This window comes from Leptolyngbya sp. CCNP1308, from assembly GCF_034932455.1.
Taxonomy (GTDB): domain Bacteria; phylum Cyanobacteriota; class Cyanobacteriia; order Phormidesmidales; family Phormidesmidaceae; genus Nodosilinea.
This window is the reverse complement of the sequence record NZ_JAYGIH010000041.1, coordinates 1-14603: the sequence shown is the minus strand read 5'-3', so window position 1 is coordinate 14603 and position 14603 is coordinate 1. Positions and strand designations below refer to the sequence as shown.

General features: G+C 51.5%; 9 protein-coding genes. 4 read left to right on the top strand and 5 right to left on the bottom strand.

All coding sequences use genetic code 11. The annotated features are described in order from the left end of the window. Positions 1 to 294: 294 nt before the first annotated feature. Positions 295 to 3024, bottom strand: a complete 2730-nt coding sequence (locus tag VB780_RS12455; RefSeq protein WP_323351477.1) for an MGH1-like glycoside hydrolase domain-containing protein — start codon at positions 3022 to 3024, stop codon at positions 295 to 297. 385 nt (positions 3025 to 3409) lie between these two features. On the opposite strand from VB780_RS12455, the gene VB780_RS12450 reads away from it, so the two are divergent. Beyond that, a complete protein-coding gene (locus VB780_RS12450) occupies positions 3410 to 3883 on the top strand; it encodes a hypothetical protein (protein ID WP_323351476.1) in 474 nt (157 codons plus the stop codon). Positions 3884 to 3903: 20 nt separating this feature from the next. Here the strand turns inward: VB780_RS12450 and VB780_RS12445 are convergent, their stop codons facing one another. Next, the gene (locus VB780_RS12445; protein ID WP_323351475.1) at positions 3904 to 6954 is read right to left on the bottom strand and encodes a filamentous hemagglutinin N-terminal domain-containing protein; all 3051 of its coding nucleotides are present in this window, start codon (positions 6952 to 6954) and stop codon (positions 3904 to 3906) included. Positions 6955 to 7195: 241 nt separating this feature from the next. Here VB780_RS12445 and VB780_RS12440 point away from each other — a divergent pair, with 241 nt between their 5' ends. The 3 genes from VB780_RS12440 to VB780_RS12430 all read left to right on the top strand — a co-directional run bounded on the left by VB780_RS12440 (position 7196) and on the right by VB780_RS12430 (position 10765). Then, positions 7196 to 9109, top strand: a complete 1914-nt coding sequence (locus tag VB780_RS12440) for a CHASE2 domain-containing protein (RefSeq protein WP_323351474.1) — start codon at positions 7196 to 7198, stop codon at positions 9107 to 9109. A gap of 445 nt (positions 9110 to 9554) precedes the next feature. Beyond that, positions 9555 to 9806, top strand: coding sequence for a hypothetical protein (locus tag VB780_RS12435; protein ID WP_323351473.1), 252 nt, complete (start codon positions 9555 to 9557; stop codon positions 9804 to 9806). Between the two features lie 71 nt (positions 9807 to 9877). Then, positions 9878 to 10765 carry a DUF928 domain-containing protein gene (locus VB780_RS12430; protein WP_323351472.1) on the top strand — a complete coding sequence of 296 codons (888 nt, stop codon included), beginning with the start codon at positions 9878 to 9880 and terminating at the stop codon, positions 10763 to 10765. A gap of 100 nt (positions 10766 to 10865) precedes the next feature. Here the strand turns inward: VB780_RS12430 and VB780_RS12425 are convergent, their stop codons facing one another. The 3 genes from VB780_RS12425 to VB780_RS12415 all read right to left on the bottom strand — a co-directional run. Then, positions 10866 to 14228 (bottom strand): filamentous hemagglutinin N-terminal domain-containing protein, encoded by a 3363-nt coding sequence (locus VB780_RS12425; RefSeq protein ID WP_323351471.1) that lies wholly within the window; start codon positions 14226 to 14228, stop codon positions 10866 to 10868. A gap of 59 nt (positions 14229 to 14287) precedes the next feature. Further along, entirely contained in the window at positions 14288 to 14464 is a 177-nt protein-coding gene (locus VB780_RS12420) for a hypothetical protein (protein WP_323351470.1), read from the bottom strand. Beyond that, positions 14461 to 14603: transposase (locus tag VB780_RS12415; protein ID WP_323351519.1), on the bottom strand; the 143-nt coding region annotated here is incomplete at its 5' end. The genes VB780_RS12420 and VB780_RS12415, both read right to left, overlap by 4 nt.

Sequence of the window (14603 nt, the reverse complement as noted above, 5' to 3'; positions counted from 1 at the left end):
GTCGATCCCCCCACCCCCCCCTTAAAAAGGGGGGCAATGGATTCCCTTTTGGGAGGATATCTGCCTCCTTTTCTCAAGGGGGGCTTTACTGAGGAACTTAGATAGGACACATCTGGGGGGATCACGATGGGGATTTGGCCCCAAAAGTGATGTGTATAAGCTGTAGCCCTTAACGAGGGGGTGATCGAATGAACCCGTGACGGCGAGAGACTGGGGAGATCAGGTCTTCGCCGTCACAGATTCACTTAAACGAGAACCGCCTTAGTCAGTGGAGAGCGTTCTCCTAGCCTGAGATCACTCCACGCTGTACTTGACTAACTCCCCCGGCGAGATGGTTTCGAGTACGGTTTCGGGGGTAAAGTAGCCCAACGCCTGGATGATGCGGGCAATGCAGCCCGTCCAGCCGGTCTGGTGACTGGCCCCAATGCCCGAGCCATCGTCGCCGTGGAAATATTCGTAGAACAGAATTAGATCCTGCCAGTGGGGGTCGGTTTGAAACTTCTCGGCCCCGCCGTAGACCGGGCGACGACCGTTTTCGTCTTTGGTAAAGATGCTGACCAGGCGCTCGCTGATGCACTGGGTAATTTCAAACAGGGTCTTTTCGTCGCCCGAGCCGGTGGGATACTCCATTTTGAAGTCGTCGCCGTAGTAGCTGTAGAGCTGCAAAAGCGCCCGCAGCAGCAGCAGGTTGACGGGCATCCAGATCGGGCCGCGCCAGTTGGAGTTGCCGCCAAACATGCCGGAGGTGGAGTCGCCGGGCACGTAGCCGACTTTGTACTCCTGGCCCGCGTGGTAGAACAGGTAGGGATTTTCCAAATGAGTGCGCGACAGCGAGCGAATGCCGTAGTCGCTCAAAAACTCTCCCTCGTCGAGCATGCGGGTGAGCACCTTGCGCAGCTTGTCTTCGTTGAGAATCGACAGCATGACCCGATTGCTGTAGCCCTGCTTAATGGGCAGGTGCACGTTGCCCACCAGCTCGGGGTGGCGACGGATGAACTTATCGACCCGCTCCCGCAGTCGGGGCAGCTGGTCAAAGGCCTCGCGGGGGAAGACGGCGACGGCCATCAGCGACAGCAGGCCGACTAGCGATCGCACCTTCAGCCGGGTCGAGTTGCCGTCGGGCAGGCGCAGCACATCGTAGAAAAAGCCGTCTTCCTCATCCCACAGCTCGTCCTGGTGTACGCCGATGCGATCCATCGCCCCGGCAATCCACATGGTGTGCTCAAAGAACTTGATCGCCAAATCTTCGTAGAGGTGGTCGTGCAGGGCCAGCTCAATGGCGATCTGGAACATCCGCTGGCTAAAAAACACCATCCAGGCGGTGCCGTCGGCCTGCTCCAGCCTGCCCCCGGTGGGCAGCGGCGAGCTGCGGTCAAACACGCCAATGTTGTCGAGGCCCAGGAAGCCGCCCTCGAACAGGTTGTTGCCGCCCTCGTCTTTGCGGTTGACCCACCAGGTGAAGTTGATCAGCAGCTTCGAGAAAGCATATTTGAGAAACTCCAGGTCGCCCTGGCCGTTGTTGCGCTCGCGATCGCGCACGTAGATCTCCCACGTCGCAAAGGCGTGCACAGGCGGGTTGACATCGCCAAAGTTCCACTCGTAGGCCGGAATCTGGCCGTTGGGGTGCAGGTAGTCTTCGCGCAGCATCAGCATCAGCTGGTCTTTGGCAAAGTCAGGGTCAATTAGGCTGATGGGGATGACGTGGAAGGCCAAATCCCACGCTGCATACCAGGGGTACTCCCACTTGTCGGGCATCGACACGATGTCGTCGTTCATCATGTGGAACCACTCGCTGTTGCGCACGTTACGCTTGTCGATCACGGGCGTCCAGGGGGTGACGTTGCGCTCGCGCAGCCACAGGTCGAGGTCGTAGTAGAAGTACTGCTTCGTCCACATCATGCCCGCTAGAGCCTGGCGCATGACGTTGGCGCGATCGCCATCAGCCATCACCGCTGGGGGAATTACCGTCGCGTAAAACTCATCGGCCTCCTGTACCCGCGCCGCAAACTGCTCGTCAAAGTAGGCTCCAAAGGGCTCGCCCACCTGATCAGGACTGCTCTTGGTCAGCCGCAGCTTCACCACCACTGTTTCGCCCGCCCCCACGGTGAGCTGGTAGTAGGGCGACACCTTGGTGCCCACCCCATCAGGGCTGACTAGCTCAGTTTTGCCATCCACCACATAGTTATTGATGCCGTCTTTCACATAGGGGCTGGGGTTGGGGGTGCCAAACACGCGTTCCTTGTTGGTTTCGTTTTCGGTAAACAGCAGCGGCACCCCCGCATCGCAGTAAAAATAGTAATCGCGCATGAGCGCTGTCAGCTCCGGGTTGGTGACGCGGGCCTGCACCACCCCGTCGCCCAAAGCCTTTAGCTCCGACTTATCGCCGGTTTCCTTCCACGACCAGGTATTGCGAAACCACAGGGTAGGCAGCAGGTGCAGCGGAGCCGCCTCCTGCCCCCGATTAGCAACGCTAATCTGAATCAGCACGTCTTCGGCGTCGGCCTTGGCGTACTCCACAAACACGTCAAAGTAGCGATCCTCATCAAAAATGCCCGTATCCAGCAGCTCGTACTCCAGCTCGTAGCGGCTACGGCTGCGGTTGGTATTGACCAAATCTTCGTAGGGATACGCCGCCTGGGGGTACTTGTAGAGGTACTTCATATAGGAATGGGTAGGCGTGCTGTCGAGGTAGAAGTAGTACTCCTTCACGTCTTCGCCGTGGTTGCCCTGGCTATTGGTGAGGCCAAACAGCCGCTCTTTGAGAATGGGGTCTTGGCCGTTCCACAACCCCAGGGCAAAGCACAGCAGGTTGTGATCGTCGGTAATGCCGCCGAGGCCGTCTTCGCCCCAGCGGTAAGCCCGCGATCGCGCCTGGTCGTGGGGGAAATAGTCCCAAGCGTTGCCGTCGGAACTGTAGTCTTCGCGTACGGTGCCCCACTGGCGCTCGCTCAGGTAAGGCCCCCACTTTTGCCAGGGGGCAATTTGGGCACGGGTTTCTGCTAGGCGATTGGCTTCTGCGCTCACGGTGCTGTCCTGCCTGATGAAATTAGCTAGATTTTTGCCCGATCCCCAATGGAGCCTCAGAAATCTCCAAAAGACTTAAACCCCGGAGGAGCAGGCTAGCCGCTATCTTCTCGAAACTTCCTATGAAATTCCTATGGTTGGCCGAAAATCTGGAGAGTGGATGGGGGATGGCGTTAGGGAAGATGGATGAGATCAGGAGGATGGGGGGCATAAAACTATGAATTGCCTCACTTTGATCAGCACTGGGCGAACATCGGGACGTCGATGCACCTTTCTGCCTCCCAATGAGCCCTTTTATGAAACCAACTTGACGTAGGGCTGAAAAGTTTGCATAGCAAGCCTTCCATAGAATGGCCTCATTATTTTGAGAAGTCAGCATTTTGCCATGCAGTTCTACCCAGTCATGAAGCGGAGTCCTCAAGTGTCTACACAGCAGCCTGCGGTTATCTTTGAAGGAGATACTACAGTGACTGTAAACGACCAAAATCGCTATGCGAGTGCCTTGTGTTTACAGGGTATTCGCCACTTTCAGCAGGGTGCTTATTCCCAGGCAATGGATTGTCTAAACCAGGGGCTTCATCTCTGGCAAGAAACAGACAAAAATATTCTGGCTGAGGGCATTGCTTTAGGCTACTTAGGGCAGCTATATGCCAAGCAACAGCAGTACTGGTTTGCCCATGCCTGCTACCAGGCGGCCCTGAGTGCATGCCGAAGTCATAACTCTGTCAAGAGTCGCCTATTTCAGGCGCAGATCTATGGCTGGTTGGCCGACATGTGTCGGCACTGCGGCTATGACGACCTGGTCAAAACTCACCATGCAACAGCGGCTTTGATCAGACAGGAGTTGCGTTCCGCCTGAAAATGAAGGTGATGACAGGGTTAGTCACAGGAGCGGCTAAGCACCAATCGCCCATCGGGAAGTCGGTAAACCCCATCCGGTTCTTGTAGTGCTGCGGTGGGTTCGGCTGCGGTGCGCACAGTGCCAGTGGGGTATACGGAAATGTTGTTGTCGCCGGGACGCTGGGGTAGGCCACCGCTGCCGGTGGCAGTGAAGGAACCCAGGCTTTCGTCGGTGCGAGCAATGCAGCTGCCAGCGGTGAGGGAAGTAGTGTCGATAATAGTGTCTTCGAGGCTGGTGAGGCTGTTTTCGATGAAGCTAGCATCGCCAATGGAAATTTGACCAGATTCGACCCCGCCTGTGGCATTAATGTCGACGCGGTTATTGCCATCTAATGCAAGCAGTTCTTCCCGACTTAAACGGCCAGAAGCAACATTGGCATTTTGACCAAAGAACGTGGTGCGGCTGAGGTCAATGTTGCCGCCCTGTCCATCGGCAGAAAAGGCAAGAATATCGCTGTCGTCTAAGGCAATGAGGAAATTGGCGGCGATGGTAATGCTACCACCGCCGCCACTACCGTTAGTCACTTCAGTACGAATATCTGCATCTCCAAACAGCTGGATATTGTCAGCGTTTATAGTGATTGCACCACCAGATGCTTGAGTGGCTGAAGCCTGGATCACACTATCTGTAATCCTTATAGTGCCAGGCACTATGTTGAACGTAATGTTTCCCGCATTACCTGTTCCTTCACTACGAGAGGTAATTTCGGCACCATCAATCAAGGTAAGCTGCCTAGCATCTACGATGATGTTTCCCCCACTGCCAGTACCATTTTCACCCACTCTAGCCTGCATAGAGCTAGGAGTATTGTTAGGTGTCTGACCAATGATTTCTACTGACTGAGTATTCTGAATTATTATATTGCCAGCATCTCCATTACCAAATGTTGCAACTGAGGCAGTGCCACCTTCTCTAATACTTAATCGCCCTGCCTGTATAGTTAAGTTTCCTCCACGACCTATTATTTCTTCTGGACTTACAGGAGTGTTGATCGCTGGTGGGTTAACTGTAGAGCCAAGATTACTGGGAGTGAATCTGCGACTAGAACCAACGATTTCCAAGAGATCATTTGCCTGTATAAATATATCGCCTCCAATTCCAATTCCTGACACATCTGCTGTCACTCTTGCACCATCTCTAATGCTTAGACGATTAGCATAAATAGTAATACTGCCTCCATTACCTATTGGGAAAATTGTAGAGTTTGGATCTTGCAAAACCCCGCCGAATATACCTGTTCTAAACCTAGATCGTAATCGAGCATCATCGAAGACATCAATTTGGGATGCTCGAATCACTAAATTACCTGCACTCCCAATTCCAAAGGTACCTACTTGAACCTTGCCACCGTCACTAATGCTTAAGTTTCTTGTTTCAATTGTCAAATTTCCACCTTGACCTTGAGCATCTACATCAACTTGAGAGAATATACCGGCGGGGGACATGGCCACCCCATTTTGATCAAATATTTCTCCCCGCACTGTTACACTTTCCGAAGCACTAATCACTAAGTCTCCTGCACTGCCCCGACCCTGAATAGAAGTTGAAATCTGGCTACTGTCTATTCTGACTCGTTCTGTCTGGATGTTTAAGTTTCCTGCATTTCCCTCTGCACCTCTAAAAATATTTGTGCCTAAATTCGAATTTAGTCCTCTTGAACCAGTAACTTCCACAAAGTCGCTTGCATTTACGTCCACATATCCAGTATCTCCAAATCCTCTGCTTTGTGATGCTATAACTCCACCATCCTGTATTCTAATTTGACTGGCTTTGATCATTAAGTTTCCTGCAGTGCCTCCCGCATTTAAAAGAATTACGGTTCCTAAGAATGAAGGTGAACCAGATGGCGAATTGCCTATAACTTCAGCAAGTCCGATAGTTTGAACCTGTATATTGCCAGAATTACCTCTGGCACCCGGAGCCACATATGTTGCTATTTCAGATCCGTCCTGAATTCTGATTTCGCTAGCATCAATAATGATATTTCCGCTATTTCCCAAACTATTTGATGAAACATAATTATATAAACTACTGCCAGCATTAGAAGTCACTATATTTCTTGTTGCATTCAGGACAATATCGCCAGCTAATGTATCAATTGAACCGAAGCCTGGTAAGATTCCAGCTTCAATGGAACTGCCCTCAATAATATTGATATCTTGAGCATAGATAGTGACATCACCACCACCATTACCTGCCACAATAATTCCAGAATCACCTGCAAGTGATACATTGGCTCTTGCAATATTTTCTGGGAAAACTAGGCTTGGTGTATCTGTATCTAAAGTCAAGCCTACTGTACCTGCTGCCGTTAAGCTGCCCAACTCTACTCGCCCCCCAAAAGCAACGAGTCCTCCCCCCAATAAGTTGATATCACCTCCTAGTAAAATCAAGCTATTTCCTTCTGGAACCCTGAGCCCAAATGCATCAAAGGTATTAGAAGGGTCACGCCCCGCAGCCGCCCTTGAGCGATTCTCAATAGACCCGATGCCAAGTTGATTAAATAAGAAGGCCGAAGGGTCAATGCTTAGTAACTGGGATGGAGCTTCCGGACTGGTTGTACTAAATAAACCCTGATCTCCGAATTGAACCGCTCCCGCAGTTGTTCCTACAAACGAGCCTCGTAGATCTAAGCTGGCGTTTTCGCCAAAAATTAAGCCGTTAGGATTGATCAGAAACAGATTTGCAGCTCCATCTATCCCAAGTACACCTAAGATATTGGACAGGTCGCTCCCTGTAACGCGGCTAAAAATCGACTCAATCCCTGCTGGGTTGGCAAAGTAAACTCGTTGCCCAGGGTCTACATTGAACTCCAAAAAACTGTGGAACAGATTGCTGCCCCGAATCGCGCCGCCTTCGATTAGGTCAGCAAAATCGCCACGCACCTGCACCCCAGGGGCAACCACAGAGGCTTCGGGCCCCAACGTAGCGTCGGGTGTAATCTGAGCTAGGGCAGGCAGCGTGGCAACTAGGGATAGCCATGGAACGATTGACCCAGCTAGTAACCAGGGGCGACAGGGTAGCAGCATAGAATTCTATAGTTGGGATGATGATGGGCAGAATTTATCACGCTTCTCGGTCTGAAACTGGTTTTATTTGCGCCAGCTTCAGATTCTTGGCAGTGTTCTTATCCAAACCTGTAACTCCGCTTACCTAAACCAGCCCTGGGTCTGTCGTAAAAGCCTGTTTAGCGTCGAGGCGGCCCTACTTAATCTAAAGTGGTTTACAAAAACTCTGTTTCCCCGGTATTGATAGCGACTCACCCCACCCATGAAAAGCTTCAGCAAAATTCAGCAAAACTGGCGACTGGATCGGCCTGCTAGGGGCATGCAGTGGCGGCAAATGTTACCGGGTATGGTGGTGCTGGGCGTGATTCTGGCAGCGCGTTTTCTGGGGCTATTTCAGGGGGTAGAGCTAAAAATGCTGGATACGCTGCTGCGGTGGCGACCGGCTGAAGCAACCGACGAACGCATACTCATCGTCGGAGTCACTGAGGCCGACATTCAGCGCTTGGGCACCTACCCTGTACCGGATGAAGTACTGGCCGATTTGCTTTTTACCTTAGATGCCTTCCATCCTAGGGCCGTTGGCATCGACATTTATCGAGATGTAGCGGTCGGCCAAGGCCATCTGGACTTGGTAGATGTGCTGAAAACGTTGCCCTATGTCATTGGCATCGAGAAGATCTTTAATGACCCACCGATATCTCCTCCAGACGCTTTGCCTGCCGAGCGCGTTGGCTTTGTAGATCTGCCTCTAGATGACGATGGCTTTGTGCGCCGATTGCTTTTAGGAGCCCAAGGCTCGTCAGAGAATTTTCACTTTTCTCTTGCAATTCGGCTGGCCGAAACTTATTTGGTAACGGAAGGGTTGACGCTGGAAAACGGCCTACGCGATCGCTGGGCGATGCGCTTTGGAGAGACCGAGTTTACACCGATTAATCCAAACACCGGAAGCTATGTCAATGATACCGGTGTGGGTAATCACCAAATTTTGCTCAATGTGCGCAGTGGACCAACACCCTTTCGGCAGGTGTCGATGGGTGAAGTCTTAGACGGCACCGTAGACCCCACTTGGGTTGAAGACGCCATTGTGCTGATTGGGGTGACCTCTGAAGGAATTAAAGATTTAGTCAATTCGGCGTCGGTAGTATCAGAAAATCCTGGCCTGGTTTACGGAGTCGAAATTCAGGCCCATGCCACTAGCCAATTAGTCAATACAGTTCTGGAAGGTCGCCCGCCGCTGCGAACCTGGCCTGATGGTGTAGAGTACCTATGGATTGGGCTCTGGGGCGGGTTGGGGATGGTGCTAATTCGCTGGGTGCGATCGCCCTCCTGGTATTTGTTGGTGATGGGCCTGACTGGATTGGGAATTTTTGGGATTAGCTATGGACTTTTAGTGTTGGGCGGGTGGTGGATTCCGCTGGTGCCCACTTTAGTGGCGCTTACAGTGAACGGGTTGGTGATATCGGGATTTTATTTGTACGACCAGGTGCTGCGATCGCGCATCGAAGAACGGCAGCGGGTGATCGAGCAAACCTATAATGCTATTCACAATGGCCCTCTCCAAACCCTAGCGCTTCTTCTGCGCGACTCTGGTGAAAATTTGAGCTGGCTAGAGGCTCTTCCCAAGCTCACCGAGATGGATCAAGAACTGCGCGATATCTACGAAGAGCTGCTTAAACAGGCCCAAACCTCAACTATAGGAGAGCACGCACTACTCCAGCCGGCGGTCGGCTTAGAGGCTCTCCTGCACGAAAAGCTCTATGAAATTTATCTCAATACGCTCCAGCGTGATTTCCCTGGGTTTAAATCTATTGGCCCCAAGATCGTCAGCTTTGAGCCCCTCAATGTCGACGGTCTATCCTCAGATGATCACCATGCCCTCTATCGTTTTCTAGAAGAGGCTCTATGCAATGTGGGTAAACACGCCGTTAACGCCACTTGTTTGACCGTCACCTGCCAGACCACCGGAACCGAAAACTTAATTCAAGTCAAAGATAATGGCCAAAGGTTGACTGATAGCCAGACAAAGCAAAGTGCGAGCAGACGAGGTACCCGCCAGGCCCAGCAGATTGCCCAGCGTTTGGGGGGCAGCTTTCAGCGCCGATTTACCGCCGAGGGAACTTGCTGTGAACTGCGCTGGCCTATCCATCCCCAACGGCGGTGGTTTTGGCGGAGCTAGTACGCTGCGGCAGAAATGATCCTACTGTTTAGAATGCTTGAAATACCTGTACCATAAGGATTTTTCACGGCGTTGCTGAATAAGGGTATGAACCGATCTCTGTGGGTATTGGAACCTCGTCCAATTTTTTGCAGATTCATACCCTTATTCAGCAACGCCAGATTTTCCACTTTTAATTTTGCATTTTGAAGTACTAGTACTGCTTGGCAGAGACGTTAGCAACTTAGCAACACCTGTCGCCCTATCCTCTCGGCACCTTTGCCATACCCATTTGTCGCCCATAGCAGTCACCAAAACTACGCTCTAGTCCACGAGCTTTTTTATCTTGCCGAAACCAGCAAGGCCTCTGGTAAATACTGGCAGACTGGCAGTCGTAAAGGTCTGCTGTTTTTAAACATGCCCTTTCCTAAGCTAAGGGTGTCTTTACGAAGAGCTTGCAAACGCCATGCAACACCAACTCATGGGTCTTCTACAAACCATTGTTCAAAAGGGGCTCCCTGTTGCCCTGAGCTTTGCTGATGATGCGCTGCTGCTGCTAGCGACCAGAGTGGGGCTGCACTGGCCCTGGCTGCACTGGCTGAGTACAGTGCTGCTAGCCGCAACGCTGCTGTACTGGGGCATGCAGCTTCTGCGCTTTTTGTGGATCAAGTGGATCAAATCAATGCATAGGGAACCAGACTCTAAGTCGAAAGCATAATTTTATCAACAGATCTTAGATCTAGCCTAATAAGCGACCTAAACTAGCTCCTACGAGCTAAACGATGGACTATGAGCCAGTTTTCAGGGATGCATAAACTAGTCTTTGTACTCACAAAATTGACCACGGGTAGTCTAATTAGCCTGGTGCTGATGTCAAATCATCCAGCCTGGGGCAGTGATTTTACCCATCACCCCAGCGAGGACAATTTTCTACAACTTTCCCAAGGGACAACTAATCCAGCGTACGAATCTCCTGGACCATCCGATTCTGGTGACGACCCAAAAATTGGCGCTGGTACACACTACCGGCCCCCTGAAGCGCCTAGGGAACCTCGTAGAACTACAGGGGGGGGTACAAGAGGGGGCATTTGTGAAGACACAGCAGCAATTGACATCACGGCCCTGGCACCCCGAACCCATATCGGCCAAACGACATCTACCCGGCCCACGCTAACCTGGTTTGTTGCCGACGAAACCCCTTACCCGGTGCAGATTCAGCTCTACCGCTACAGGTCGAGCGACCCTGCTGACGATGGGGTTGAGCGCTTAGGTATCTACAACATCGGCCCAAGTCAGCCGGGCTATATGACCTTTACTCTGCCTGACGATCAGTCTGCCCTGATGGTTGGCGAGACTTATCGGTGGAAAGTTATTCTACAGTGCTCCCCAAGTCAGCCGTCTAGAAACCGCATCGATGAAGCTGACCTGGTGGTGGTGGCTCCCCCTGCTGATCCGGTAGCTACTGTATCGGCGACCCCTGTGGAACTGGCTGAGCAGTATGGGGCGGCAGGGCTTTGGTACGATGCGATCGCAGTTCTCTCCCAAGCCCCCGGGTCTGCGGCTGCTGACTACCGCCGTGGGTTGATAGCCGATCTGGCTGAGCTTGAGGCTGCGAATCCCAATGATGAGTTTTCGCTGTTGAGCGATCGGTTGACCTACATCGCTGAGCAGGATTAATGCTTCTGAGCAGATTCCTACAGCGTTGGTTTAGGAACTGGGTTTTGGAAAAACCTGGTTCCTCATCATCATCTATCGCCAGAACTGTGGGATCTCATAATTAATCACAGGTGCGGCTGAGCACTAGTCGACCATCGGGGAGTTGGTAAATACCATCGGGTTCTTGCAGGGTTTGAGTAGTAGTAGAGGGAACGATGGTTTGTACGGTGCCGGTAGGGTAAGTAGAAATGCTACTGTCGCCGGGGCGCTGGGGTAGGCCACCGCTGCCGGTGAGCGCAAAGGAACCAAGACTGTCGTCGGTGCGGGCAATGCAGCTACCGGCAGTGAGGGCGGCAGTATCGACGATGGTGTCCTCTAGGTTCGTTAGACTGTTTTCAACAAAGCTGGAGTCGTTGATGAAAATTTGACCAGATACCACACCGCCAGTAGCGTTGACATCGACCTGGTTGTTGCCGTCGAGGTCTAGTAAGTCTTCGCGGCTCAGGGTGCCAGAGGAAATATTGAGGTTTTGACCAAAGAATGTCGTCTGGCTGAGATCAATATTGCCACCTCGACCATCAGCAGAAAACGCCAGGATATCGCTGTCATTAAGAGCAATAACAAAGTCCGCATTGATATTGATATTGCCGCCTGTGCCTTCACCAAACAGGACATCAGCTCGGATATCTCCATCATTTCTGAGGACAAGATTTCCTGACTTTATACCAATATCACCGCCAGAAGCATCAAAAGCAATTGTAGCAATTGTCCCATTGTCTATCAATGTGCGCCCAACAATTTTAAGAAGCACATTACCTGCATCTCCATTTCCTCTACTGCTGGATAGTAACTGTGCTCCATTAGTTACTTCTAATGTTTCAGTAAAAATCTCAATATTCCCACCTGTACCTGTGGCTCCAGCAGCTACTTCACTAGATGCTCTACTGCTAAACTGACCATCAGCACTAGTCCCATCAAAGATAACGTAATCGTCAGTTCTAATCAAAATACTTCCTGCATCCCCATTGCCGAAAGTATCTGCTTCTAAAAAAGCGCCGTTGGTTACCGAAAATGAGCTAGCAGAGATTACGATGTCCCCACCTTGACCTTTGACATCTTCATCCACAAGGCTAAATATTCCACTTCCAAACTCACCGCCGGCACTTCTACCATCCAAAACAACTCCAGCTTTAGCATCAATTGATACACTGCCTGCATTACCACTACCAAGAGTCTGTGCTTGTATTTGTGCCCCACCAGTGATCCTTAAAGAATTAGTTGTAATGTTTACGTTTCCGCCAGACCCTATTGCACTCCTACCTACAATACTGAGAGCTCCACCCATGTTGTCAAATAGGACGTGGTCGTCAGCATTTATCAGTACATCACCTGCATCACCAATGCCCAAGGTGCTAGCCGAAAGCTGTGCTCCATTTGTGACTGTCAAAGTATCGGTAGTAATTTTTACAGTGCCTCCCATGCCTATCGCCCCTAGGTTGACAATACTGAAGGCTGCACTTCCAAGGAGACCATTTGTATCACTACTGTCAAATAGAACGTCCCGGGCTTGAATGGTTATACTACCTGCATTACCTACACCTAAGGTACTAGCTGATATTTGTCCTCCTCTGATGACATCAAGAACAGGAGCCGAAATATCTATACTTCCGCCATTTCCTGACCCTCTAGGACTTACAAGACTGAAGATTGCGCTTGAAAATTGCTCATCAGAACTGATGCCATCAACTAAAATTTGATTGCGAGCTCGAATCACAACCGTTCCTGCATTTCCCGTACCCTCAGTACTAGCTGATATCTGTGCTCCGCCAATGATCTCAAGATTCTTAGCAGTGATATTTATGTTGCCACCGTTTCCTTCTGAGCTAACTTCCAAGTCCGTCCTGACTTCAGTTCTGCGATCAAATCCTTCAAAACGGGCTGTGTCTTCCGCGTTAATTACTATATCTCCAACTTCTCCTGCACCAGAAGTATCAATAGAACTATTGCTTACAATAACATTGTTACGAGAATCTAAGTATACTGCACCGCCCTGGCCTCCAAATTCAGCGAGTCCTCGCACATCGATTCCCCTATTAAAAACACCTTCCCCAGTAATCAAAATGCTGCCTGGTAGCTCTGAATTTGGCTCATATTGATTAGTCAACAGCACTAGGCCATTGTTCGCATTGATAACTACATCACCAACAGTAATATTGGCACTCGAAAGGGCATCGGTGACAAAAGCATTCCCAAAGAACTCATCCACTGTATTGTTATTGAACCCGCTTAGTAAAACTAATGGCGGCATTCCCAGTGCTTCTTGCGTTACCCCAGCCCGCACATCTAGGGTTGGTTGAGCCCCGCCATCCACTTCAACTATTGTGCCATCGGGTAATTCAATGGTCTCTTGCACAAAATCTACGCCGATGACTCCAGAATCAGGAGCGTTAATCAAAGCCGTCCCAATATTTACCGAGCCCCCTGCCAAAATGTGCAGTGATGATCCTTCGTAAGCTCCTATGGTCACACTACCAAAAGCACGAATAATCGGGTCGATGGGGCTAGACAGGTTGCCTGCTTTGCCGTCCATGGTTTCCACCTGAAAATGGCCTCCGCTCCAGTAGTGGGCATCGCCGCCCATCGGATTTGCTGATCGCAGCACCATATCCCCATAGCTATACAACCCACTATCAGCATGGTTCAACGCCACTATATCTATCTGCTCATTGCCCTGCACCAGCAGGTCGCCCCCGGCAAACCCCACAAACGGCGTGTCTACCGCATCGCGAATCTGCACCGTATTCCCCAGCAGCGTCAGTTCACCCCCCGCCGCCACCTGTCCCTGCAAATCTAAATTGTTCGCCGCTAGGATCATATTTCCCTGGGCTGCGAGCTGTCCTCGGTTCTCGATATCGCCAGAGGCATCGCTCAGGTAGGTGCTAAATAGGGCACTAGGGTTCACCGTCAGCAAACTGCTCTGTTCCGGTGCCGTCGCGCTATATACCCCATCGCCCAGCGGAATCGCCTCTGCTGTGGAAGCATAAAAAGAGCCCTCAATATCGAGGGCTGCATTCTCGCCAAAGATAATCCCATTGGGGTTGATTAAAAACAAATCCGCCGCCCCGTTTACCCCCAGCGTGCCAAAAATATTCGACGGGTTGCCCCCGGTAATGCGGCTCAAAATCGACTCAATTCCCGCCGGGTTAGCGAAGTAAACCTGCTGCCCAAGGCCTACATTGAACTCTAAAAAACTGTGGAACAGATTGCCGCCCCGGATCGCGCCGCCCCCGATCAGCTCAGCCACATCGCCCCGTGCCAGTCCTCCCGGCATCACCGTTGAAGGCTCATTGCCCAGGGTGGCATCGGGGATAATCTGGGCCAGGGCCGAAGGCGAAAACCCTGCCGTTGCCAGCAGGGTTGTGAGCAGTACACCTTTCCGGTAGAAGGGCTTGGTGACTAAGGACAAAGCAGTATGGGCAGTCATAGATGCAGATGGGCAACAGCTGATAGCAACGCTACCATACGCTTGCTTGAGAGACAGACTCACTCCCAACCATCCAGCATGGTGACTATGGCAATAGTTGCCAGCAGGCTCAGGCCCAGTCGCCAGAACCAGCCCCAAACTAGTTCAAACACCATTAGGGCCAGGCTGGCGGCACTCTTGGGTGCCGCCAGCACCGTTAGAGGATGTTTGAAAAGTCGGACGGGGTCAAAAATCATGCCAATCGCCTAACCATGATACGGATCATGGCGAGGTAGATGAGGGTTTCTGACGTTTCTGGTAGCCGTTCGTAGTCTCGCACCAAGCGTCGGCATCCCATCAACCAGCCGAAGGTACGTTCGACCACCCAGCGTTTCT